Raw genomic sequence first — 23,456 nt, forward strand, 5'->3', positions numbered from 1 at the left:
GGAGTTCTCTTTGTAGCCCCGACGGGATTCGAACCCGCGCTACCGCCTTGAGAGGGCGGCGTCCTAGGCCGCTAGACGACGGGGCCAGAACTACAGCTCACCGGGGTGAGCCGCGCGGAACATACGATAGCCGACGACCTGGTGATCGACCAAAACGGGTGGTGACCGCAGATCGAGGCGCCCCGCGTTCGCCTGGGGCCGGGCGGCGGGTTTGTGTCCGTGACCGGTTGACCGCCCTCTGGCAGCGGGGCAAGGTGGGGCCATGACCAGCAAAGAGCTGCGCGGTGGGGTGGAGATGAGCAATCTCGATCAGCCGTTGTTCGACGGGGCCGAGGCGACCAAACGGGATCTGGTCGACTATCTCGAGTTCGTGGGGGAGCGGCTCGTTCGGGTGTTGCGGGGGCGGGCGCTGTCGGTGGTGCGGGTGCGGCCGGGGCAGGAGCCGTTCATGCAGAAGAACCTGCCGAAATACACTCCGGACTGGGTTCCGCGCGCGACGGTGTGGGCCGAGGGCTCGCATCGCGAGGTCACCTACGCGCTCGGCGACGACGTGCGCACGCTGCTGTGGTTCGGAAACCAGCGCGCGGTGGAATACCACCCGCTACTGCTGCCGGTCGACCACAGCGCGGGACCGACGCACCTGGTGCTGGATCTGGATCCCTCACCGGGACAGACGTTTCGCGACGCGGCCGCGGGTGCGCAGCTGATCCGGGCCGCGCTGGCGGCCGACGGGCTCGCCGGTGCGGTGAAGACCAGCGGCGCCAAGGGACTACACGTCTACGTGCCGATCGAGCCCGGCGTCGCGATCGAGGACGCCGCGGCGGCGACCCGGGCCGTCGCGGCCAGGGCCGAGCGCATCGACCCCACCGTCGGAACCACCGCGTTCATCCGCGAGGACCGCGCGGGCAAGGTCTTTCTCGACTCCACGCGAGCCGGTGGCGCAACGGTGATCGCGGCATACAGCCCGCGCATCCGTCCGGGTGTACCGGTGTCTTTTCCCGTGCGCTGGAACGACATCGACTCGGTGACCCCCGCCGACTTCACTCTGCGTACGGCGCGGGACCTGCTCGGTGACGCTGACCCGTGGGACACGGAAATGCCTGCGCCACAAGTACTTCCAGCCGACTTGATCGCCGAGGGCCACACCATTCCGATCGCCCGAGTCCAGGCGATGCACGAGGGTAAACGCCGGGCGCGCGCCCGCCGCACCGAATGAACACTGTCCCCCTGCCGAATTCGGCAGGGGGACAGTACTTCAGATCCTGATCAGCTTCCGAGCGAGGCGACGCCCGCCTGGGCGAACTTCTCGTCGAGGTCACCGCTCGGAGCGCCTGCCACGCCGATGCCCGCGATCGGGGCGTTGTTCGACTTCACCGGGGCGCCGCCACCGAGGAAGAGGGTGCCGTCGATGTCGGCCAGATGGGGAGCCGACTCGAGGCGCTTGGCCAGTTCGGTGGTGGGGGCGTTCCAGGAGACCGCGGTGAAGGCCTTCTGCTGGGCGGCGTCGTAGGACTGCGGGCCCGCGCCGTCGCCGCGCAGGGTGACGATGACATTGCCGTTGCGGTCGACAACCGCGACGCTCACCCGCTGGTTCTCCTTGGCGGCGGCGTCGAGGGCGGTCTGCGCGGCCTTGGTGGCGGCGGCGATCGACAGGTGAGTCGACTGGGCCAGGTTGGCGTCGGCGGCGTTGACGACGACGGGGGTGCGAGTGGCCGGGTCCTGATCCTGCGCCTGGACCGTCACGACGCCGACCACACCGGCGGCGACGACACCGACGGTGGCGCCGGCGATGATGAGACGGTTGCGGGTGGTGGACTTGGCGGTCATGGCTGCTCCTGTGCGGATCTCGGCCGGCCGGCGATCTGCCGTGGCCTGTTGATATCCATCCTGTTCGCTCGCGTGCCCGCGCGGATCGGCGTACCGGCTGCACTCCGGGGCCGGATCGGCCGACACCGGGGTCAACCGATCGGATGACCCACCGCGGGCGATCATCGGGAAGAATCAACAGTTCGCCCAGGCCGAGCTGTTTTCTCGGCCGCCTCGACCCGGACCGACCGGAGGGTGCGACGCCGGAGTGCTCGCGAGAGGCAAGATCGAGGTCGAGAGGCCGACAACCGCGGCGGCAGCCGCCGAGAACCCAGGTGGATGACATGGCTCAGTTGCTCGGCGCCCAGCGAGACGACACGCGCCTGCTCGCCGTCATCGTCCACAGTGCGTTCTATGTGCTGCTCGCCGCGTCGTTGATGCGGTGGCTGATCCGGCACAGCGAGACGCGGTCGACGCCGCTGATCGTCGTCCTCTCCGTGGTGCTCGCGGTGCTGTACGCGCTGAGCGAGCTGCGTCAGTCGGGTCGGCTGGTGTGGTTCGCGATGCTGGTGCTCACCTGGTCGGTGCTGGTGGTGCTCGCGCCGAGTTTCGCCTGGTGCGCGGTGCCACTGGTGTACACGGGGCTGCGGATTCTGTCGGAGCGGGTCGCGGTGATTCTGGTCGTGGTACTCACCGCGCTGGTGGTGTCGAGTCAGGTGCGCATCGCCGGGTGGCTCGATCCGAATCTGGTGCTCGCCCCACCCGCGGTGGCGGCGGTGACCACGGCGCTGTTCGTCGGAATGCGCCGTCAGGCCGAACGGCAGGCCGCGCTGATCGACGACCTGGTGCGGACCAGACAGGAACTGGCGGCCACCGAACGCACGGCGGGCACCCTGGCCGAACGGCAACGACTGGCCATGGAAATCCACGACACCCTGGCTCAGGGACTGTCTAGTCAGCGCATGCTGCTCCAAGCCGCCGACCTGGTGTGGGACAGCGATCCGCAACTCGCGCACACGCATCTGCGCTCGGCCGCCGCCATCGCCGAACGTGACCTCACCGAGGCTCGCCGGTTCGTCCACGATCTGGCCCCGGCCGACCTCGCCGCGGGCGGATCCCTGCCCGCCGCGCTGGCCGCGCTCGCCGCGCGAGAGACCACGGACACCCTGACCGTGCGCTGCCATATAGAAGGAGCGCCGGGCCCGTTGCCCCAGCGGGTCGAGGCCACCCTGCTGCGCATCGCCCAGGGCGCGCTGGCCAATGTGCGCGAACACGCGGCGGCCACCACCGCCACGATCACCCTGACCTGCCTCGACGACCAGATCGTGCTCGACGTCGCCGACGACGGACGCGGCTTCGACCCCGACGCGCAGGCCGACCCGCAACAACATCGCGGACACGGCCTGCCCGCGATTCGCGCGCGAGTGCGCCAACTCGGCGGCACCTGCACTATCGAATCCGCGGCCGGCGACGGCACGGTGCTCTCCGCCGCGATCCCGCTCGCGCCCGGGATCATCGACGACGCGATCGCCGGCCACTGAAGCGATCGCCGCCACGAACATCCGCTGACCGCGCCGGCGCGAGCCTGCGAAGGGATTCGCATCGTCGGGGAACGCGCGCACTAACATCGGCACGTGACCACCACCGTGCGCCTGTTGATCTGTGACGATCACGCGGTCGTCCGCGCCGGACTGCACGCACTGCTGTCGAGCGCGCCCGGTATCGAGGTTGTCGGCGAGGCTGCCGACGGACCGACCGCGGTCACGCTGGCCGCGAGCCTGCACCCCGACGTGGTGCTGATGGATCTGCAGCTCGGTAGTGACATGGACGGTGTCGAAGCGACCCGCCGGATCACCTCCCAGCCCGCCCCCACCCCGCACGTCCTGGTGCTGACCACCTACGACACCGACGCCGACATCACCCGCGCGATCGAGGCGGGCGCCACCGGGTACCTGCTCAAGGCCGAGCGGCCGGAGGAACTGTTCGCCGCCATCCACGCCGCCGCCGGCGGGCAGACCGCCTTGTCGGCGCCGGTCGCCGCCAAGGTGATGGCCAAGATGCGCAATCCAGGACCCACGCTCACCGCGCGTGAGCGTGACATCCTCGGTCAGCTCGCCCACGGCCTCGGCAACCGCGAGATCGCCCGCGCACTGCACATCAGCGAGGCCACGGTGAAAACGCATCTGGGCCGCATCTACGACAAACTCGGGGTCGACACCCGTGCGGCGGCGGTCGCGGTGGCCACCGAGCGGCGCTTGCTCGCCTGAGGGATTCGAGTGCCCACTAGGCATGGCTGAAGGGTCGGGGCAGGCCCTGATCGGACAGGGCGGCGCCTACGCGGGCGCGAGCGTGGCGGCGCCGAAGGACACGTGGAAGCGCTCGCACCAGATACTGACCGACTTCACCGTGGCCAGATCGGTACCGGCGGGCAGCTCGTAGTTCTGGCTGCCCTCGTTTCCCTTCAGGGCGCCGAGGTCGATGCGGTCGCCGTCGTCGAAGTTGTGCCAGTCGTCGACGATCACCGGCTGGTCGGTGAGCCAGACGTGCAGGGCAGGCCCGTCGGAGGTCTTCAGGTCGACGATCCGGAGCACGACGGTGCCCTCCGACGTGCGCTGGAGCTGGGCGGTGCCGGAGGTGTCGTGCTCGTGGGAGACGAAGGTGCCCTCGGCGATCACCGGCGGTGGCGCGCCGTCCACCGCGACGATCGGTGCCTCGTCGACGGTGACCGTGGTGAACAGTCGCCACGGCTGGAACAGATAGAGACCTACGCCTACGGCCGCGACCACGCCGAGCGCGAGGACGGTGAACAGGGTCCGGCGAGTGCTCATGTGCGCCTCCTTTTCACCCATCATCCCCCGGCCGGGCGTGGGCGGACTGCCCGAATTGCCGGAAAAGAAACGTGATCGGGGTCTCTGATTCCTTATGAGCCCCGTCACATTACGGCGCTATAACGACAGTGGTGTGATTACGGATTTATTACGGTCGACCAGGGGTGAACGGTGTTCGTTTGGACAATGCTCGCTACAAATGGCGTCGTGATCGGTACGTGATCTCAGGTCGCAAACCGGCTACATTCGATCACGGCTTGAACAACAACCCGAGCCGAATCGAATCGCAGAACGCCAGAAAGCCTGCCCCGTGATTCGAGGATCCCCGACATGACTGAGGGGCAGGGACGCGGTAGTTTTCATCACCGAGTCGGTGGGCGCAGGCAGGAAATACTTTATGTCTTTCAATCGCAAGTTCACCACCCGTGCCCTTGGTCTTGCCGCTGTTGCCGGCGCGATGATCGCCGTTCCGGCCGGTCTGACCACCGCAACCGCCTCGGCGAACAACTGGGACGCCGTGGCGCAGTGCGAGAGCACAGGCAACTGGAACATCAACACCGGTAACGGCTACTACGGCGGCCTGCAGTTCTCGCAGAGCACCTGGGAAGCCTACGGTGGCGCGGGCTCCGCCGACAACGCCAGCCGTGAAGAGCAGATCCGCGTGGCCGAGAACGTGCTGGCCGCGCAGGGTCCCGGCGCCTGGCCCGTGTGCAGCGCCTACCTGTAAAGAGCGCTGACAAGTAAGACTTTCCTTGTCGGGAAACGAATTACCCGCTATTCGATGCACACGTCGAATAGCGGGTTTTTTCGTTCTCCAGGGAATCGAGTCGATACACCGTGAGCGACGCGGCGAGCATACGTGAATCTTTCGGATCAGCCGGGTCGAGACCGGTGAGTTCGGCGATCCTGCGCAGGCGATAGGTAAAAGTATTCGGGTGCACGTGAATAAGTCGTGACGCAGTTTTGCGGTCGGCGCCGTGCACGAGATGCGCTTCCAGCGCATCGATCAGGTGCGGACTGCTCAAGAGCGGAATCACCCGCTGCGCCAGGCGTTCTCGGGCCGGGCCGGGCCGGGTGAGCTGATATTCGAGCAGCAGATCGTCGAGCCGGTAGCAGCCGCCGGGCTTGCCGCGTAGTCGCGCCAGTTCGGTCAGTTCGGTCGCGTCCTTCGCCGCGGCGGGAATAGCGTCACGACTGACACCGGAGAATTCGGCCAGATACACCGGTACCCCGAACTGGGCCCGCAGGCGGTCGGCGAGTTCGTCGAACTTCGCCGCGTCGAGGATGTCGGTTTCGGAACTGTGACTCAGCAACGCGATGCCGTGAGCGCCGTCGAAGGTGGCCGGGGTGGTGGTGCCGGTGAGCTCGTCCAAAGCGCGCTGCAACACCCGGATCCGTCGCCTGGTCACCAGGTTGGCCGCGGTGCCAACGCGCGGTGGCTCGCTCAGATGGACCGCCAGCACCGTGTACTGATCGGCGAGGATCGTGTCGGCGCGGGCGGCGAGCTCCTCGGCGGGCAGGCCGCGCACCAGTGCCGAACACAGCTCCCGGCGCGCCTCGCGTTCGGCGTGATAGATCGACTGCTCGACCTCGGTGTAGGTTTCCACGACCGTCATGTTGATATGGCGCAGCAGATCGAGCAGGCGGTTGCCCACCCGCGCCATCTCCGCGGTCTCGGTGGGCAGAGCCAGCGACAGCGCCTCCGCGAACACCGACTGCGCCGAGCCGTGGATCGCGCCGATCAGCATCGGCAACGGCAACCGGTCCTCGGCGTGACGCTCGGCGACCGGGGCGACGAAGGCCGCGACCTCGGCGTAGGTGAACTCGCGGTCGGCGCCGATCGCCTCGAGCACGGCCCGCCCGCACGCGTAGATGGTCGGCAGCACTTCCGCGGTGAAGTGTCCGTCGGGCAATTCGGCGGGCGCGTTGGCGCCGAGACCGTCGGCGAGCATGCGTTCGGAGATCTGTGGCCACCGCGTCAGCAGCCGAGCGGTCAGCGCGGGCAGAGCGGGGAGTTCGGAAACGGGGTGTTCGGCGAGCATGACTCGATTGTGTCCGACGACAGCCCCGTAGTGGACCATCCGATCGAAAACGTACAGAACTTGGCTCCCGCGCCAATCCGGTCCAGAGTTTCTCGTTGCCCGGTGCAGTGACATCACTGTGTCCTGGGTCATAGATTCGCAGAGCGCGTCCGAGCCACCTGTTCGTCGACGCGGATCTACGGAAGTGAAACCATGATTGCAACGACGCATTCCCTTCGCCGCGCGCTGTGCGGAATCGGCATCGCCGCGGCGCTGACCGTGGCCGCAGGCCCGGCCGACGCGGCTCCCACCCTGGAGCCGACGATCGCCTCGCTGGCCGAATACGTGAACGCGGGCACGGTCGCCGCCGCTGACGGCCGCACACCCACCGCCATCGCCGACACCGGCAGCGCCTCGGGCAGCAGCTCGGGTTCGTCGGGCAGCCGCGCCTCCGACGCCGTCGGTGAGGGCCCCGAGATGTCGGCCTACCTGCCCGCCTTCGCCTACGGCCTGCTCCACCCCGACGCCGCGCCGCCCGGCGCCAACCGCTGGGACTGCAAGCCCTCGGCGCAGCACCCGCGCCCGGTGGTGCTGCTGCACGGCACCTGGCTCAACGCCTACGACACCTTCTCCTATCTCTCGCCCCGCCTCGCCGAGGCCGGGTACTGCGTGTTCGCGCTGAACTTCGGCAAATCCGGGCTGCTGGAGGCCGGCGGACTCGGCGCCGTGCTGCCGGGGCGCTACGGGGTGGGCCCGATGGCCGACTCCTCCCGTCAGGTGGCCGATTTCATCGAACGAGTCCGCGCGGCGACGGGGTCGGACCAGGTCGACATCGTCGGCCATTCCCAGGGCGGCACCATCGCCAATCACTACCTGAAGTTCGAGGGCGGCCAGGGCAAGGTCGGCAAGCTCGTCAGTTTCGGCGCCACCCACCACGGCACCTCGCTGCTCGGGATCGCCACCCTCGGCCGCATGATCAACAATGCCGGCATCGACATCATGGGCTTCTACCGGCCGATCATCGGTGCCGCCAATGTCGAACAGGCCGTCGGCTCGTCGTTCTACACCACCCTCAACGCCACCGGCGACACTGTGCCCGGCGTCGCCTACACCGTGGTCGGTTCCCGTTACGACGAGGTGATGAATCCCCTCGACCTCGCCTTCCTGCGGGCCGGACCGGACGCGACTGTCGACAACATCGCCCTGCAGAACGGCTGCGAGCAGGACGTCTCCGACCACCTGACCATGATGTATTCCCCGCGCGCCGCCTCGATCGCGCTGCGTGCCCTCGATCCGGAAGGCAGTCCCACCTTGACCTGCACGTTCAACCCCTGGTTCTTCGGTGGCGGCGGCAGCCTATGACCGTCGACGCCCCGGCGCCGACCAGCCGCGCCGCACCGCTGCTCCCGCCCGCCGACCCGTTCTACGACGCTCCATCCGGTTTCGACGCGCTCGCGCCGGGGACGGTGGTGCGGTCGCGGCCGGTGGACGTCGCGCTGTTCGGGGTGATCCGGCAGCGGATCACGGCCTGGCAATTGCTGTACCGCACCTGCGATCTCGACGGTGCGCCGGAAGTGTCGGTGACGACAGTGCTGCTGCCGTGGGGCGCTGCCGCGCGTCCACGGCCGCTGGTGTCGTTCCAGTGCGCGATCGATGCTGTGGCCCCGCAGTGCTTTCCGTCGTACGCGTTGCGGAGCGGCGCATGGACGATCGGTTCGATCGCGCCGCTCGAGCTGCCGATCATCGCGATGGCCCTGGAGCAGGGCTGGGCGGTATCGGTACCCGATCACGAAGGGGCGGGTGGCCGGTTCGGAGCGGCACGTGAACCCGGATACCGTGCGCTGGACGGAATTCGGGCCGCGCTCGACTTCGCCCCGATGGCGTTGACGCCCACCACGGCGGTTGCCCTGTGGGGCTATTCGGGTGGCGGGTTGGCGACGGCGTGGGCCGCCGAACTGGCCGCCGAGTACGCGCCGGAGCTGAATATCGTCGGTGCGGCGGCGGGATCACCGGTGGGTGACCCGGCCGCCGCGTTCGTGCGTCTCAACGGCGGATGGTTCGCCGGGTTCCCGGCGGCGTTCGTCGCGGGATTGCGGCAGGCCTATCCCGAGCTCGATCCGGTGCTCAGCGATCACCTCGACGCGCGATATCGCGGTCTGCTCGGTGAGGCCGAGGAGCGCAGCACCTTCGCGCTGCTGCTGCGGTTCGCCCGTCGCGATGTGACCCGGCATCTGCGCGGCGGCATGGGGGAGTTGCTCGCCGAGCCCGTCCTGCGCCGTATCCTCGCCGACATCGAACCCGGCACTCGCGCGCCCGCCGCACCCCTGCTCATCGTTCAGGGGGTGAACGACGAGGTGATCGCCGTCGCCGATATCGACGCCCACGTGCGCCGGTACGAGCAGGCCGGGGCGACGGTGCGCTACCTGCGCGTGCGCCGCGGTTCGCACCTGCCGCTCGAATTCCTCATCGTCCCGGCGATTCTCGATTGGCTCACCGACAGATTCGCTGGAATTCCCGCACCGACCGGCACGTGCACCGTTGCCTCCGTCGCCCGTTCACCGCGGGCCCTGCGTACGCACTTCGCGTTCGTGCGGCTGGCGCTGCGCATGCTGGCAGGTAGGCCGATCGGTGGGGTATCACCGGAACGAACCAGCCTGCGTCACAGCGATGCCGAACATCCGGACGTGGTCGGTGATGCCTCGATCGCGGTCGAATGCTGAGTCGGTGTACTCCGTGAGACGCGTGCTCGATTGCGGTGGTGTGTCAGGAGCGGCCGCCGTGAGCTGAGCCTCGCCACGTAGCGGCCGGAGCGCGACGAACTCCGCGGTGTCGCGCCGTGTTCGGCTGTCGGTGTCTCGTTGTCGCCGCGCCGCCTCGAGATCGGCCGACGCGGCGAGCTGCCGCGCCGTGTCGTTCCTCGAAGGTGTCATCCCCGTGTTCCTCACTACCGGCACCGGCACCGGCCGTCGGAACAGAGATGCGCCATGCCCCGGCGGCGGTTCGCGGCGAACCGTTTGCCCCTCGCACGGCATCAGTGTCGGTGAGGGGTTTCACCGACGTCGACGCCACCACTGCGGCGACGTCGGTGAAGTACTACTGCCCTGGGAGTGACGGCCGCGCCGCCGCTGCCGAGTGGAGCCGCAGGGGGGTTCCACCCGGTCCGTCGGCGCGCCCTCCCTGGGCGTATCCGAACCCGGTTGCCGGACGAACATCTCCGGCAGCCGGGTTCCGTGCCTTGCCCGACAACCCGCGACGATCAGCTCAAACCGGCGACGATCGCCGCCCGTACCGGATCACCGGCTGGGAGGCCCTTGGCCACCCGCCGCCAAGCGTTGCGCCCGGCCGTCAGCGAGCAGCGCACCGCATCGGTCACCGCCGATACGTGCGTGCCGTCGAGCGCCGCACCCGCCAACAGCGAGATCTCGAGATCCTCGGACATGGTGAGCGCCCTGGTGACGGCCTGCCCGGTGAGCGTGCCGTCGTCACCGGCGTAGAGGACGACGAGCAGTTCGGTGCGGTCGGCGCCGAGGCGTACCGAGATCCGCACGATGTCGCCCGCCGCGGCCCGAGCGCCGAACGAGTGCACCGAGATTCGCGTCTGCTCCGCGCCCGCGGGCGAGCGGGTGAATTCGATCCCCAACTCCCGGTCGCGCTGCTTCTGCACCGTGCGAGTCGTTGTCTGCTCGCTGTCCGACGACGCGGCGAGCGGCTGCACGGACCAGCCGGGCACCGTCATCACGGCCCGGCGCGCACCGAGGTCGCCGAGCGCGGCTGAGCTGCCCGACACCGCGCCTGCGCGTAACAGTCGCTCGGCGATCCGCGCCCCCGCGTCGGCGGACTCCGCGTCGGCGTCCGGGCTGTCGGACGCGGCGAAGGCGATCAGCACGTCGATGTCGACAGGCAGACTCAACCGGTCCGCGTCATGATCCGGCGCCATTACGCTGTCTCCTCGTTGTCCCGGGCGTCGAGCTGCGCGCGCACGGCCTCGCGCAGCAACTTGGCGCCTGCCGCGCGCAATCGCTTGACCTTCTCCTGGCTGAACCGCAGGTCTGCGGCCACCTCGCCGGTGGTCTGCACATCGGTATAGCTGCCGTCCGCGGCGATCACGAAGGTCGCGCGGAGCACGGCGGCGGTCTCCGCGTGCGTGATCGAGGCCAGTGCGTCCCGCAGGACAGCGCGGTCGGCGAGCCGGTTCTCGGCGTCGCCGCACCGGTGATCCTCGAGTACCAGGACCGCCGACTCGTAGTCGACCCGCTGGCCCGGGTGACGTTTCTCGGCGGTGCGACTGCGGCGGTCCTGGAGCACCTGCCACTGCAGCTTCTTGAGCACCAGCGCTTTCCAGTGCCGGATGCGCTCGGTGGGCAGCGTCGCGGTGAGTTCGACCATGGTGTTCTGGGCGACGTCTTCGAAGTCGCTGCGCATGTCCGGGTCGAGCCGATCCAGGACGTAGCGCGCTTTGGTCGCCGCATAGGTCGACATGGTGACCAGATCGGCGCCGAAGATGTGATCGACCACCGCCGGGCGCAGGCGTTCGGGGACCTCGCTCCAGGAGGCGCCGAGCCATTCGTCCAAGGGCTCAGTGCTCACCCGGCACCCCCGCTCGGCCGACGACGCGCACACCACGGCTCGGTTTCTCGACGCTCCCCGCGCCGTAGGCCGGGCCGAGGGCAGACAGTGGCGCGCGGTACCGGGTCGAGCATGTCGCATCGCGGAGCCTCCTGTCGGGTCGATCGGCTCCTACACAGATGCGGTTGCGGCCCGGAGCGGTTCGCTCAGTCGGCATCGACGGTGTCCACGCGGATCAGGTCGGGCACGCCGGGGAGGCGACCATGAACGAGAACGCGATCTGGCAGTACCAGGCCTTTTCGACCTTCCACTTCCCGTCCTCGACGATGAAGTTCACGATGAGCGGCTGCGGCGGGCTGTTGTTGATGGAAGCCGTGCCGTCGGCGATCATGCCGGGCGGTGCGGTGCGCGTACCCGTGATGGTGAGCGCGATGGTGGCGCCGCCCTGGCGGGGCGCGTCGGCGACCCGGTTCGGCAGCTCGGGGTCGCTCCCGATGCCCTGGATCAGCTCGAGTTTCTCGGCGTTGGACACGGTGGTGTCGAGCAACCGTCGCATCAGTTGCTCGACCTCGTCGGCGCTGGGCAGCGGCGGCGGTGCGGAAATCTCCTGCGCTACCACGGCTGTCGGCTTCGCGCTGGTGTCCGCGTCGTCGGCGCAGCTCGCCGATACCGGGATCGTGACGAGCAGGGCCGCGGCGGTCAGGGTGCGTCCGGCGATGTGTCGTCTCGACAACGTGGTCCCCTGGGTCGATCGGTGGTGTGCTGGAATTCCATCGTATCGGGGCATTCTCGGCAGGGTCGCCGGTGCTGCCCGGAGGGAGATGGGGGAGACATGGCAGGCGAATCGACCGATCAGCCGACGGACGCGCTGTTGTCCGATGACGCGGTGCTGATCGAGCTGACCGGTGCGTCGCAACGCTGGCTTGCGCTGTGCCGTGCTGCTGTTGCGACCGGGCCGGATGCCGCGCGCCGATTGCTGGACCACCGGCGGGAGACGGGCGTGCTGGCGAGGCAGTCGCTGGCCCGCTGGAAGGATCTCGCCGCGGACGATCTGCTCGAGGAAGAAGCCGAAGATCCCGACGCGCAGGACCGCCGGATCACCGCGGATCTGTCCGCCGCACGCGCGATGGCGGTGCTGGCGCGGGCATTGACCGGTTCGATCGACACCGACGACGCGTGTGCGGCATTTCTCGATCACGCCGAACGCGCCGGTCTGACCTCGGTGGGTACCCAGTTGCTGCCCGCGGGCATTCCGATCACCAGTGCGAATGCTCCGCTCGGTGAGATCGTGCGCCATCTCCTCGGCCAGGGCGCTCGCGCGGCGCGCGGGTACGCCATCATGGCCGCGCTGGAGTTGTCCGGGCATACCCTCCCGGTCGTGCGCAGCAGCCGGATCAGCGTGCTGTTCGCCAGCTTCGGCGGTGGTGGCGAGGTGGGCGTGCTGCGCCTCGACCAGGTCCGGGGCGGACCGAGCGGCCTGCACCCCGACCCGGCGCGGATGGGCTTCCTCCAGGCCGATCGCGCCTTCACCGACAGCCTCGAAAAGGCTTGGCGCATCAGCAGATTGGCCGGCACCGACGCCTGTGTGCGATGGTCGGTCTCGACGCACGGCAGCGCTCCGGCCAACGACATCAACGGCGCGTCGATGGGCGCGGCGTTCGCGGTCGCCCTCGACGATCTCGCACCGCGGCACGCCCTGCTGCGAAAGCTGCGGCCCCGTCGACTCGACCCCGAGTGCGCGGTCACCGCGGGCCTGTCCGGGTCGAATCTGACGGCAGTCGGTGGCTATGCGGGCAAACTGACTGCCGCGCAACGCTCGTCGCTGCGCGTGGTGGTCGCGTCGGAGGCATTGCGGGAAGCCGCCGACGAGGCGCCACAGAATTACGCCGACCGGATCTCGGCCGCCCGCACGGTGGCCGAAGCGATCGCCCGGACCCGCACACGGGCCAACCTCGCGCTGTGGATCGTTTCCGTCGCGGCCGGGCTGGCCGTGTTGCTGGCGGTGGGGTCGGTGACCAAGGTGGTCCAGCTGCGCATCGAGAACGCGGCCGCGCGCGCGGAATCGAATTCGCGCCTGTTCGCCGGCGTCGCCCGGGGTGGCGGCAATCTCAATCCCGCGCTGTCCCAGCAGATCGCCCTTGCCGCCTATCGCACCGCTGAGACCGAGGAGGCGCGGTCCGCTCTGTTGGAGAACACCGCCACGAACGCGCCGATCCGGATCAGTCCCGGTGTCGTGCTCGGTCGCGGGGTGGTCTTCGATCCCGACGCACCACGCATCGCGACCACCGCGCAGGGTGACGTGATCGCGATCGGCGAGGGTGACGGCTCCGTGGAATTGGTGCGGGTGAGCGAATCCGGCGTCGATCGGTGGCCACGGTTCGCCACCGGGAGCGGGCACATCCGGGGTCTCGCGATGAGCGCCGGCCACGAGTGGTTGGTGGTCGCGGGCGATCTGCGATCGGCGTTGTGGAACATCGCCGACCACGGTGCACCGCGCCTGGTGACCGAGCTCCCGCTCGGCGGCCGGTTGCCTTCGTCGGCAGCGCTCAGTCCCGACCTCGGGTTCGTCGCCATCGGCACCCACAGCGCGACGATTGCGAGCTGGCGCCTCGGCGACGATCCCGCGCACCCGGTCGCCCTGCCGACGATGTCCGGTTCGGGGCAGCGTGCGGAGGTCGCCCTGAGTGATCGCACGCTCGTCGCGGCGGTGCCGTCGTTGTTCGGCGGCATCTGGACCACCACGGTGCGTGCCTGGAACATCGAGACCCTCGACCGGGAGCAGACACCGGCGTTCGACCGCCGCCTCGAACGGCCCGGCGGTGCGGAGGCGAGGTCGGTCGAGTTCAACGGCGACGGCACCGTGCTGGCCGTCGGTCTCAATCCGGGCGAGGTCGCGCGCTGGCGAGTAGGCGCGGGCGGCTTCGACCCGATGCCCACCGTGCCGCGGGGCGCCAACGAATACCTCGACGTATCACCGACCGGGGACGGTCGATCCGCCGTGATCGTCGGCGGCGACACCCGGGCGCGCATTCGCGATCTGGACACCGGCGAGGAGCTGGTCACCTTCCCGATCGACATGGTCGCGCGGGCTCGCTTCCTGCGCGGTGGAAGGTCGCTGGTGACAACGAGTTTCGACCATGCCGTGCATGTGTTCGAGCTGCCGGGCCCGGTCGTGTCGACCAGCTCGCTGACGCTGTTCCGGTTTCCACCCGACCAGCCTGCCCTCCCGCAGGATCTGTTCCCCCGTTTACGAAGTCTGGCCAGAACGCCCTACGCCACCGATCGAGCGCTGCTCGACGGCGACCCCGCCGGCCTGATCGACGTCGTCGCGATCGCCCCGAACGCGGCCAGGGCGGTGACCAGAACCGAATTCACGATCCAGGTATGGGACATCACCGACCCGGTGACTCCGCGTCGTGTCGGCGCGCCGCTCAGCGCGGCAGGCGTCGACATCCGCGCCGTCACGTTCAGTCCCGACGGTGCCTTGGCCATCGGCCGCAGCATGACCCAGACCGTCGATATCTTCGACGTCACCGGCGAGCCCCGACTGCGGTCGAGTATCCGATTCGGCCGTGGCTACCCGACCTCGCTCGCGTTCAGCCCGGACGGCGGCCTGCTCGCCGTGGGCAGCCACCGCACCGGCAATGTCAGCGTCTTCTCGACCACCTCCACCGCGCAGCCGATCGCCGAACTGTCCGATCTGCGAACCCCGGGGCAGACCATCGCGCTGGCCCTGAGTTCGCGCAACACACTCGCGGTCGGCACTCTCACCGGCGCCTTCGTCTACCAGCTCGGCACGCCGGGTACCCCGCCGCGTGCCCTTGCCGCCCCCTCGGGCGCCAACGGCTCGGCGGGTTCGGTGACATTCGATCCAAACGGAACCCTGCTCGCCATCGACGACATCGTCAGCGGCACCATCCTGCTCTGGGACTACTCCGACCCGGCGCACCCCACCGCCTACGCCACCATCGCCCGGGGGCTGCGCCACCGGCAACCCACCATGCTGGCCTTCGCCGCGGACGGCGCTGTCCTCACCGAGTCCGCGGTCGACGGCACCCTGCGTCAATGGCGCACCGACGCCGCCGCCGAAGCCGATCGGATCTGCGCCAGCGGCACCACCCCGATCACCCACGAGGAATGGGTGGTCGCCCTCCCCGGCCACGCCTATGTGAACACCTGCCCGGCGCGCTGACCGATACGCCCTGACCGGAATATCCGCATTTGTGTGTGACGGTGTGTAGCGGTGCCCCTATTTCTCGGGGCAACGGAAATGTGGCCTTATCGGATGTCGCACTATGAATCTCATAGAGTTCTCAGAATTATTTAAGGAACAGTGGGTATCGCGCGAAAATGCCAGGTAGGGCTGGTGTTGTGGCCGTACTGTTACCAGTGTCACTAAATCGGAAATTCCGTAACCCGTCGCGTTTGAGCGTCGATATGCCATTCGTAAGCCAGCTCCGGCTGGGCCTATGCGAGAAACAGAGGAATTACTATGATCCCCGTTATCATCGACACCGGTAGCGCTGCCCTGGGCGGCCTCTTCGACACCCTCGGCGCCGCACTCCACGGGCTGGTCGACACCCTGTGGACCGGTTCCTTCGGCGGCTGAATCAGCCCCATAGGTCGATGAAACGACCTGGTCCTCGCTAGCGCGTGACCGACGAGAAGGCCTCGCACCCGACGGGTGTGGGGCCTTCCCTCGTCAGTGGGTGTGGGGGGCTTGTTCGGGCACGTGCTTGGGGCCGTGCGAGTCGGCGCACGGGTGGGAGTCGCGGTTGCCGATGTCGAGCAGTTTCGGGCTGGCGTGGTCGACCTGCAGGGTGACGTGCTCGATGTGGTGGTCGTGGTCGAGCATGTGCGCGATGTCCTCGCGGACCGCATGGCAATCATGGCCGGGCCGCACGAGAACGTGGGCCGACAGTGCGGGAGAGCCGGAGGTGATTTCCCAGATGTGCAGGTCGTGGACTTCGGTGACGCCGTCGCGCGCGGCCATGTCGCGACCGATCTGCGCCGGGTCGAGATGTTCGGGCGCGGCCTCGAGGAAGATCCGGCTCGACGCCTTGATCAGCCCGATGCCGGCCTTGATCATCAACGCCACCACGATCAGCGTCGCGACGACGTCGGCCTGGACCCAGCCGGTGAGGATGATGATCAGACCGGCGACGGCGGTGGCGATGAACGCGAACAGGTCGTTGAGGATGTGCTGGTAGGCGCCCTCGACATTGAGACTGGTGCGATCGGCGCGGCTGATCATCCAGGTCGCGAGCACGTTCACGGCGACGCCGACCAGCGCGGTGATCAACACCAGCCAGCCGTGTACCTCCGGCGGCTCGAACAGCCGGCGAATCGCCTCGTAGCCGAGCCACAGTGCCAGCAGCAGCAGCGTCAGCCCGTTGGCCTGGGCCGACAGGATCTCGGCCCGCTTCCAGCCGAACGTCATCCGCCCGGTCGCCGGTCGCGCCGCGAGCCGGATCGCCCACAGCGCCAGCGCGATCGAGGCGGCGTCGGTGGTCATGTGTGCCGCGTCGGAGAGCAGTGCCAGCGAATCGGCGATGATGCCGACGATCACTTCGCCGATCAGGAAGGTGACGATCACCGCCAGCGCGCCGGCCAGCCAGCGTCGATCGCTGTCGGCCGATACCCCGTGGTCGTGCCCGTGCCCTGCGCCCATCGCGTTCCCCTTCTCCTGCGGTCCGATCGGTCGCAATCATATGCACACATCGCTATGTGTGCAATTCGTTCTTGGTCGAGCGTGATCGTCGCTGGTCATCGGATGTTGCCGCGTCGAATTCCACCCTATGCCTGAGCGTACGGTCGTGGTGCCGCCCATCGAATCACTCTCGAGAGTGAGGTGCGGTGGACTGTTTCCGGACAGACTGGGACGTCGTGGGAGTACCTCGGGAACATCCGTCGCCGCTGGACGCACTGATCGCCGCCGTCGTCACGGCCGCGAGCGTCGTGCCCGCGCTCGTCGTCGGTGCGTCGTGGTGGGTCGTCGGGTTGTCGGTCCTCGCATCGGCACCGGTGTTGTGGCGGCGCCGGGCGCCGGTGGGTGTGTTGTGTGTGGTCGGCCCGGCGATCACGGCGCTCGGCTGTGTACACGCGTTGCCGGTGCTGCCGTTCGGCACGGTCGTCTGTGTGTACACGATCGCGGCGCACTGTTCGGCGCGGCAGCGCCGGCTGACCTTCGTACTGGTCGCGGTGGGAATTCTGGTGTCGCTGCTGGTGCCACGCGAGCCCGCTGATTCGTACGCCTATGCCGCGATGTCGTTCATGACGGCATGGGCGCTCGGGTCGGGCGTGCGCGCGAAGCAGGCCCAGATCGACGCGCTCGCCGAACGGACACGACGTCTCGACGACGAACGCGAGGCCGCGGTGGTCCGCGAGCGGTTGCGGATCGCGCGGGATATGCACGACGGGCTGGCCCACACGGTCGGCGCGATGATCGTGCGCGCCGAAACCGGTCCGCTGCTGGATCGGGCGGATGCCGACGCGGCCTTCGCGGCCATCGCCGACGGTGGGCGTGATGCCCTGCGGGAACTGCGCCACAGTATCGGTGTGCTCCGCGAGGACGATCCGCCGCATCAACCGGGCGTAGCGGCTATCGCCGATCTGGTCGCCCTCGCCGAACACGGGGGTCTGGCCGCGCGTTTCACCGAGCACGGAACCCGCGTGCCGATCTCACCGCAAGCCGATGCTGCCGCGTATCGGATCGTGCAGGAGGCGCTGACCAATACGGGCAAGCACGCGAAGGCGACGCGGGTCGAGGTGGCGCTGAGCTGGTCATCGGGTCGGCTGGGGGTGCGGATCGCCGATGACGGCACCGCCGTGGACCATGCGCGGGCGGACGCAGGCCCGACGGGCTTCGGTTTGGTCGGGATGGCCGAACGGGTCCAGGCGTGCGGTGGCTCGCTGCGGGCGGAGCCGACGTGTGCCGGGTTCGTGGTGTCGGCCGATCTGCCACTGGCACAGAGGAGTTGACGGTGCGGGTGCTCGTTGTCGACGACCAGGAATTGTTCCGTGCCGGGTTCCGCCTCATCCTGGAGTCCGAACCCGACATCGAGGTGGTGGGGGAGGCTTGCGATGGCGTGGAAGCGGTGACGGCAGCCCGGCGGCTCACCCCCGATGTGGTGGTGATGGACGTGCGGATGCCCCGGCTGGACGGGGTGGCGGCCACTGCTCGGATCTGCGCGGAGACGGCGGCAAAAGTGCTGGTGCTCACCATGTTCGATGTCGACGAGTACGTCTATGCCGCCTTGCGGGCGGGTGCGAGCGGGTTCCTGCTCAAAGACGCCCGCAGGGCCGAATTGATCGGTGGCGTCAGAGTTGTCGCCGCTGGTGACGCACTGCTGGCTCCCTCGGTGACGCGGCGGCTGATCGCCGAGGTCGCCGGACGCGCGCGGGCCCACCCGGAAGCGTCCGCACAGCTGGCAATGCTGACCCCGCGGGAACGCGACATTCTGCGTGAACTCGCCGCCGGCCGGTCGAACACCGAACTCGCGGCACGGCTGGTCGTCAGCGAACACACCGTGAAAACTCATGTCAGCTCCGTTCTTTCGAAGCTGGGGCTGCGCGATCGGGCGCAGGCGGTGGTCTTCGCCTACGAATCCGGAATGGTGGCGCCGGGGGACAATCAATTGCCGGGTGGTGTGAGGTGATCTCACTCGCGAGAGGGAGACGAGTCCGCTCGCACGGGCGATGTGCGGGGACCCGCTCCACCGTGACGATTGTCGAGTGACATCTACTGAAGAGGCTGTGCGCGAAGAGTTCTCCGGGCGAATCGGCCGACGATTGCCCGGTCGGGAGCTGACGACTTGGTCGGCCGCCACCGTGAGTTCGGCGGTGCTGTGGAGTATCGGCACCGGCCTGCACCCGGTGCCCGGAGTCGCCCTCCTCGCCCCGCTCCCGGTGCTGTGGCTCGCGCCGCGGCGCTCAGCTGCGGCGGCGTACGCCGCCGCAGTGCTGTCCTGGCTCGGCGGCAACGCCGAGTACTGGTCCTATTTCACCGGCACTCTGGAACAACCCAGGGTGACTGCCGTTGCCTTGCTGGTCGGCAGCGCACTCACCTTCGGAGCATGTGTGCTGCTGTTCCGAAAGCTGTTGATACAGAACAGGTTCGGGTGGGCCGTGCTCGCGCTACCCGCCGCATGGACTGCCGTCGAGTTCCTTTTCGGTCTGGTCGGCGGGATCGGCGCGTGGTGGAGCATCGGCTACTCCCAGGCCGAGGTCGACCCCATCGTGGGTGTCGCTTCGTTCACCGGGGTGTGGGGGATCAGCTTCCTCGTGCTCGCGGTGCCCGGTGCCGTTGGCACGATGACGGCACCCGGCATCCGAACGCCCCGCCTGCTGAGGACAGCGGTCGTGACGGCCGTGGCCGTAACCTTCGCCATCGGCACGGGTCTGTGGTGTTCCGCGGCGGCGAGCGGCGGTCCGGTAACACGGGTGGGGCTGGTGGCTCTCGCGCAGCCGCCGATGTATGTTCCTGTCGCGTCGCCCGACGGTGCGCGGATGATCGCCGAGGCCGTCGCCGCCGTCGACGAACTCGCCGATCAGGGCGCCGAAGTCATCGTGTTCTCCGAGAAGGCATGGCATGCACGACGATCCGAACTCTTCCTGTTGCGCGACCCGCTCACCGCCGTAGCCGCTCGTCGTGGCATCCACGTGGTCGTCGGCCTGGAACTCGAGCAACCGGGCGGCACCGTCAACGCCGCCATCGCCTATCCGGGCGAAACCATCTATGCCAAGCGCTATCTCGTCCCCGGGCTCGAGTCCGGCCTGCAACGCGGTGCGACCCCGGTCCAGATCCCCGGCCGCCCGTGGGCGCTCGCGATCTGCGCCGACCTCGACCACCCGGCCCTCGTTCGCCAGAACCGCGCCGACGGGGCGACGCTCCTGCTCGCTCCTGCGCTGGACTTCAGCGTCGATCACTGGTTACACAGCCGGATGGCGGCGGTACGGGCCGTCGAATCTGGCATCGCCATCGCCCGCCCCGCCCAACTCGGCGAGCTGACCGCCGTCGACGCACAGGGCGCCGTTCGAGCCTCGGTCCGCACCGGCATCACCGAAACCCACACGGTGCTGGCCGACATCCGCACCGCCGGCGATCGCACTCCCTACGTCCGCTGGGGCGACTGGTTCGGCGCACTCTCGATCGCACTGGCTGTGGCTTGCGGACTCGCCGCCCTGCGTCGCCCTGGCCACTCGACCGAGGAGACCTCGTGAACTACTCGATCAGTCCTGATCGGGCCAGGAATCGGCGACGACCAACTGTCCCGCCGCCAAGAGCAGCGCGTAGTGCGCGGCGATCACGCCGGTCGGATAGGTCGGCCAGAACGACACCGCCCCGGTCGCCTTGTCGATCACGTACACCGAGCCGCCGATCGGGATCGGCCGATCCGGTGGCGCGTGCAACGGCTGCACCGCGAAAACCGCGAAGCCGTCGGCGAATTCGACGATCTGCCGATCGTGACCCGGCAGGTCGGCTGGTAGGTGTTCGGCCGCCACTCGGGTGGCCTCCGCCCGGTCGACCGGCGTCTGCGCGTCGGTCGGATATGCATGGATGTCCACTTGTTCGCTCCTCGCGGGCGATTGTCGTCGCCCCGGTCCGATCGTGCTGGACTTCGCTCGAATGCGCGAACCCGCAATGATCGGGCCCGGAAACGAACGAGCCCGGCGTCCCTGCTCCCCCCTCCTGGAGCAGGCCCGGCCGGGCTCGCAAGAACTACCTTCCGGCACGGCCCCAGCAGGATCCTGAAGAGTCGCTTAACGCGCGGCGTTGTCATCGTCGCGGTCCGCCGCGATAACCCCATATGACGGACAACTCCTGCGGTGCGCACTGCGCGCGCCTGTGTACCAGGGACGGGCTGGCCGAGGTGCTGGCCACCGATCGCGGTCTGCTGCACTGGCGGGCCATGCGCAGTCTCAGCGACGCGGGCCTGGCGGAGCACGCGGTGCAGGAAACGTTGCTGCGCGGCTGGCGTTCGTGCCACGACTTCGACGGTCGCAAGGGCAGCGTGCGGACCTGGCTGCTGGCGATCGAACACAACGTCATCATCGACATCGTGCGGGCCAGAGCCATCCGCCCCGGTGATGTGGGCTGGGACGACATCACCGAGGTGTCCGTCTGCGGCAAACCGGATTTCGCCGACGGACTGGTCGACGGGTTACTGGTCGATCAACTCCTCGCCCGACTCCCGGAACCGCAGCGGGCAGCCGTGACCGAGGTGATCTTGCACGACCGCGGCTACCGGGAAGTCGCCGCCGATTTCGGCGTTCCGATCGGGACCGTGAAGACCCGGGTTCACTATGCGCTGCGGTCGCTGCGCCAATTGCCAGAAGTTGCCTGACCTAGCCCGCTGACGGCTCATCTGGGCATCCGACCAGCGTCTTTTGATACTCCTATCCAGTTACATTTCGGTAACTGTGCTTGCCCTGTGGTTGTCAACGTTGCAAGAGTGAACCACTGGGTTTGGTGTTACCAGGTGTTACCAATGGGAAGGGAGGGGTGCTCCGGTCCCGGAGCACCGACCGAACATGCAACCAAACATCATCAAGGCCGGAATCTGCTCTACCGTCTCCGCCGCGGTGGTGGTGTCGCTGTCGGGATTGGTCCCCGTGACCGCCCACGCCGCCCCTGAACCAGCGACCAGCGAGCAGCTCGCCGGTAAGACGATCTTCCTCGACCCCGGTCATCAGGGGACGGCGCATTCCGAGGACCTGAGCCGCCAGGTCGACAACGGTCGCGGCGGTACCAAGGACTGCCAGACCACCGGCATGACCTCGCTCAACGGCATCCCCGAGCACACCATCAACTGGGATGTCGCCCAGCTCGTGCGCGCGTCTCTGGAGGCACTGGGTGCCGATGTGGTGCTGAGCCGCGCCGACGACACCGGGTGGGGCGGCTGCGTCGACGATCGCGCCCGCGCCGCCAACCAGTCCGGCGCCGACGTGGCGGTGAGCATTCACGCCGACAGCGCGGGCCCCGACCAGCACGGCTTCCACATGATCGTGCCCCAGCTCCCCATCCCCGACTCGATCGCCGACAAGGCGCAATCCGGTGGTGGGCGACTCGTGTCGAGCGCGGTCCGCGACGCCTACCTGGCGGCCGGCTTCTCACCCGCGAACTACGCGGGCGTCAAGGCGGGCCTGCAGACCCGCGAGGATGTGGCGGGCCCGGCGCTGACGCAGGTGCCGCTGGTGTTCGTCGAGATGGGCAACGGCGCCAATGTCGGCGACGCCGCCCGCCTGGAATCGCGCGAAGGCCAGCTCGAGCACGCCGTCGCCATCGCGACCGGCGTCGTCGGGTTCCTGCTGAACAAGCCGATTCCCGCCTACGCCGCCGCGCCGGGTCGGATCCCGGTCGCGACGACCGCACAGGAACCCCAGCGCGCACCCGCCGCCGACCCGACCGAGACCCCCACGCCCAGCACCGACGCACCCGCGCCCGGACCGGCAGGGAGCCAGAACGGAGCTTCCGCCCCGGCCGAGGATCCCAACGCCGCCGGAACTCCCACCGAGGGTACGAACGGCGCGCCGGCGCCCACCACCGATCCGGCCGAGCCCACGCAGCCGTCGAAGAAGCCCAGCGGGACCACCGCGTCGACGCCGGAATCCGACACGACGACACCCGCACCGGCCCAGTCGCCCGCTTCGACGACTGCGACGCCGGGAGCGAAAGCGCCCGCCCACGCTCCCACACCGGCACCCGCGCCAGCTCCCGCGCCCGACCGGGCACCGGCCGATTCGTCCGCGCCTCCCAGTGGCCCGAGCGAACAGACGGCACCGTCCGAGCGCCCGGCTCCCGCCGACGCCAACGCGCCTGCCACTGCTGCTCCGATCCCGCAACGGGTCCCGATCGCGAACCCGGGTCCGGTAGCCCCCGTCCGCACCGCGTCTCCCGGCGCCCCGGCCCGCACCGCGTCACCCGGGGCTCCCGCCGCGCCGTCCACCACCACCCCGAAGAACCGCGGCACCAGCCCGAAGACCCAGGCGACGCCCAACGAATCCGAGCTCGATCTGAGCACGCTCGGCGGTCCGATCACCACCGTCATGACGCTGCTCATGCCGCTGGCTCAAGCGCTCGGCATGGACGAGTCGACCATCCCCGGCCAGCTGATCAATCTCGCGTACACCCTGGTAGGCATGGTTTTCAGCCCGTCCTGACCACCGTTGGCCGCACGTCGACCCGCCCACCTCTGATCGCAGGGGTGGGCGGTGTGCTGCATGGGGACGGACG

General features: G+C 68.8%; 19 protein-coding genes, 1 tRNA gene and 1 pseudogene. 12 read left to right on the plus strand and 9 right to left on the minus strand.

All coding sequences use genetic code 11. The features are described from left to right. Positions 1 to 13: 13 nt before the first annotated feature. A tRNA-Glu gene (locus tag ACWFRF_RS16895) sits at positions 14 to 86 on the minus strand. 176 nt (positions 87 to 262) lie between these two features. Between ACWFRF_RS16895 and ACWFRF_RS16900 the strand changes: the two genes are divergently transcribed. Beyond that, positions 263 to 1,216, plus strand: a complete 954-nt coding sequence (locus tag ACWFRF_RS16900) for a DNA polymerase domain-containing protein (RefSeq protein ID WP_452450781.1) — start codon at positions 263 to 265, stop codon at positions 1,214 to 1,216. A 50-nt stretch (positions 1,217 to 1,266) separates the two neighbouring features. Here the strand turns inward: ACWFRF_RS16900 and ACWFRF_RS16905 are convergent, their stop codons facing one another. Next, entirely contained in the window at positions 1,267 to 1,827 is a 561-nt protein-coding gene (locus ACWFRF_RS16905) for a GlcG/HbpS family heme-binding protein (RefSeq protein WP_378633096.1), read from the minus strand. 323 nt (positions 1,828 to 2,150) lie between these two features. Between ACWFRF_RS16905 and ACWFRF_RS16910 the strand changes: the two genes are divergently transcribed. Both ACWFRF_RS16910 and ACWFRF_RS16915 read left to right on the plus strand, forming a co-directional pair. Next, on the plus strand, positions 2,151 to 3,347 hold the full coding sequence (locus tag ACWFRF_RS16910; RefSeq protein ID WP_379314651.1) for a sensor histidine kinase: 1,197 nt from the start codon (positions 2,151 to 2,153) through the stop codon (positions 3,345 to 3,347). A gap of 93 nt (positions 3,348 to 3,440) precedes the next feature. Next, on the plus strand, positions 3,441 to 4,073 hold the full coding sequence (locus tag ACWFRF_RS16915) for a response regulator (protein WP_378991457.1): 633 nt from the start codon (positions 3,441 to 3,443) through the stop codon (positions 4,071 to 4,073). Positions 4,074 to 4,139: 66 nt separating this feature from the next. Here ACWFRF_RS16915 and ACWFRF_RS16920 read toward each other — a convergent pair whose 3' ends face one another. Then, positions 4,140 to 4,634: a DM13 domain-containing protein gene (locus ACWFRF_RS16920; protein WP_379314650.1), complete on the minus strand. Its 495-nt coding sequence runs from the start codon at positions 4,632 to 4,634 to the stop codon at positions 4,140 to 4,142. Between the two features lie 397 nt (positions 4,635 to 5,031). Here ACWFRF_RS16920 and ACWFRF_RS16925 point away from each other — a divergent pair. Further along, positions 5,032 to 5,358, plus strand: a pseudogene (locus ACWFRF_RS16925) (transglycosylase family protein); the annotation flags it as partial. A 43-nt stretch (positions 5,359 to 5,401) separates the two neighbouring features. Here ACWFRF_RS16925 and ACWFRF_RS16930 read toward each other — a convergent pair. After that, the gene (locus tag ACWFRF_RS16930) at positions 5,402 to 6,676 is read right to left on the minus strand and encodes a PucR family transcriptional regulator (RefSeq protein ID WP_378991460.1); all 1,275 of its coding nucleotides are present in this window, start codon (positions 6,674 to 6,676) and stop codon (positions 5,402 to 5,404) included. A 192-nt stretch (positions 6,677 to 6,868) separates the two neighbouring features. Between ACWFRF_RS16930 and ACWFRF_RS16935 the strand changes: the two genes are divergently transcribed. Next, a complete protein-coding gene (locus tag ACWFRF_RS16935) occupies positions 6,869 to 8,017 on the plus strand; it encodes an esterase/lipase family protein (protein ID WP_378991461.1) in 1,149 nt (382 codons plus the stop codon). After that, complete coding sequence (locus ACWFRF_RS16940) at positions 8,014 to 9,375, plus strand: lipase family protein (protein ID WP_452450784.1); 1,362 nt, start codon at positions 8,014 to 8,016, stop codon at positions 9,373 to 9,375. Before ACWFRF_RS16935 ends, ACWFRF_RS16940 begins: the two co-directional genes overlap by 4 nt. A gap of 536 nt (positions 9,376 to 9,911) precedes the next feature. On the opposite strand, the gene ACWFRF_RS16945 is transcribed toward ACWFRF_RS16940, so the two are convergent. The 3 genes from ACWFRF_RS16945 to ACWFRF_RS16955 form a co-directional block, all read right to left on the minus strand. Further along, complete coding sequence (locus tag ACWFRF_RS16945; protein WP_452450786.1) at positions 9,912 to 10,592, minus strand: hypothetical protein; 681 nt, start codon at positions 10,590 to 10,592, stop codon at positions 9,912 to 9,914. Beyond that, positions 10,592 to 11,242, minus strand: coding sequence for a hypothetical protein (locus ACWFRF_RS16950; RefSeq protein ID WP_378991467.1), 651 nt, complete (start codon positions 11,240 to 11,242; stop codon positions 10,592 to 10,594). The genes ACWFRF_RS16945 and ACWFRF_RS16950 overlap by 1 nt, the downstream gene beginning before the upstream one ends. Before the next feature lie 214 nt (positions 11,243 to 11,456). Beyond that, positions 11,457 to 11,954 (minus strand): hypothetical protein, encoded by a 498-nt coding sequence (locus ACWFRF_RS16955; RefSeq protein WP_378991469.1) that lies wholly within the window; start codon positions 11,952 to 11,954, stop codon positions 11,457 to 11,459. 99 nt (positions 11,955 to 12,053) lie between these two features. Here ACWFRF_RS16955 and ACWFRF_RS16960 point away from each other — a divergent pair, with 99 nt between their 5' ends. Then, positions 12,054 to 15,413 (plus strand): WD40 repeat domain-containing protein, encoded by a 3,360-nt coding sequence (locus ACWFRF_RS16960; protein WP_452450789.1) that lies wholly within the window; start codon positions 12,054 to 12,056, stop codon positions 15,411 to 15,413. A gap of 510 nt (positions 15,414 to 15,923) precedes the next feature. Here the strand turns inward: ACWFRF_RS16960 and ACWFRF_RS16965 are convergent. Further along, positions 15,924 to 16,892, minus strand: a complete 969-nt coding sequence (locus tag ACWFRF_RS16965; RefSeq protein WP_378991472.1) for a cation diffusion facilitator family transporter — start codon at positions 16,890 to 16,892, stop codon at positions 15,924 to 15,926. A 215-nt stretch (positions 16,893 to 17,107) separates the two neighbouring features. Between ACWFRF_RS16965 and ACWFRF_RS16970 the strand changes: the two genes are divergently transcribed. The 3 genes from ACWFRF_RS16970 to ACWFRF_RS16980 all read left to right on the plus strand — a co-directional run bounded on the left by ACWFRF_RS16970 (position 17,108) and on the right by ACWFRF_RS16980 (position 20,443). Continuing rightward, positions 17,108 to 18,202 (plus strand): sensor histidine kinase, encoded by a 1,095-nt coding sequence (locus tag ACWFRF_RS16970; RefSeq protein WP_378991473.1) that lies wholly within the window; start codon positions 17,108 to 17,110, stop codon positions 18,200 to 18,202. Then, positions 18,199 to 18,879 (plus strand): response regulator, encoded by a 681-nt coding sequence (locus ACWFRF_RS16975; RefSeq protein WP_452450791.1) that lies wholly within the window; start codon positions 18,199 to 18,201, stop codon positions 18,877 to 18,879. Before ACWFRF_RS16970 ends, ACWFRF_RS16975 begins: the two co-directional genes overlap by 4 nt. A gap of 76 nt (positions 18,880 to 18,955) precedes the next feature. After that, a complete protein-coding gene (locus ACWFRF_RS16980) occupies positions 18,956 to 20,443 on the plus strand; it encodes a nitrilase-related carbon-nitrogen hydrolase (protein WP_452450793.1) in 1,488 nt (495 codons plus the stop codon). 9 nt (positions 20,444 to 20,452) lie between these two features. Here ACWFRF_RS16980 and ACWFRF_RS16985 read toward each other — a convergent pair whose 3' ends face one another. Further along, entirely contained in the window at positions 20,453 to 20,788 is a 336-nt protein-coding gene (locus ACWFRF_RS16985; protein WP_378991476.1) for a hypothetical protein, read from the minus strand. 242 nt (positions 20,789 to 21,030) lie between these two features. Here ACWFRF_RS16985 and ACWFRF_RS16990 point away from each other — a divergent pair, with 242 nt between their 5' ends. Together ACWFRF_RS16990 and ACWFRF_RS16995 are read left to right on the plus strand one after the other, a co-directional pair. After that, a complete protein-coding gene (locus ACWFRF_RS16990) occupies positions 21,031 to 21,567 on the plus strand; it encodes a sigma-70 family RNA polymerase sigma factor (RefSeq protein WP_378991478.1) in 537 nt (178 codons plus the stop codon). Between the two features lie 187 nt (positions 21,568 to 21,754). Further along, positions 21,755 to 23,383 carry an N-acetylmuramoyl-L-alanine amidase gene (locus ACWFRF_RS16995; protein WP_452450795.1) on the plus strand — a complete coding sequence of 543 codons (1,629 nt, stop codon included), beginning with the start codon at positions 21,755 to 21,757 and terminating at the stop codon, positions 23,381 to 23,383. The last annotated feature ends 73 nt before the right edge of the window (positions 23,384 to 23,456 follow it).

The sequence above is a fragment of the Nocardia sp. NPDC055165 genome (assembly GCF_053606985.1).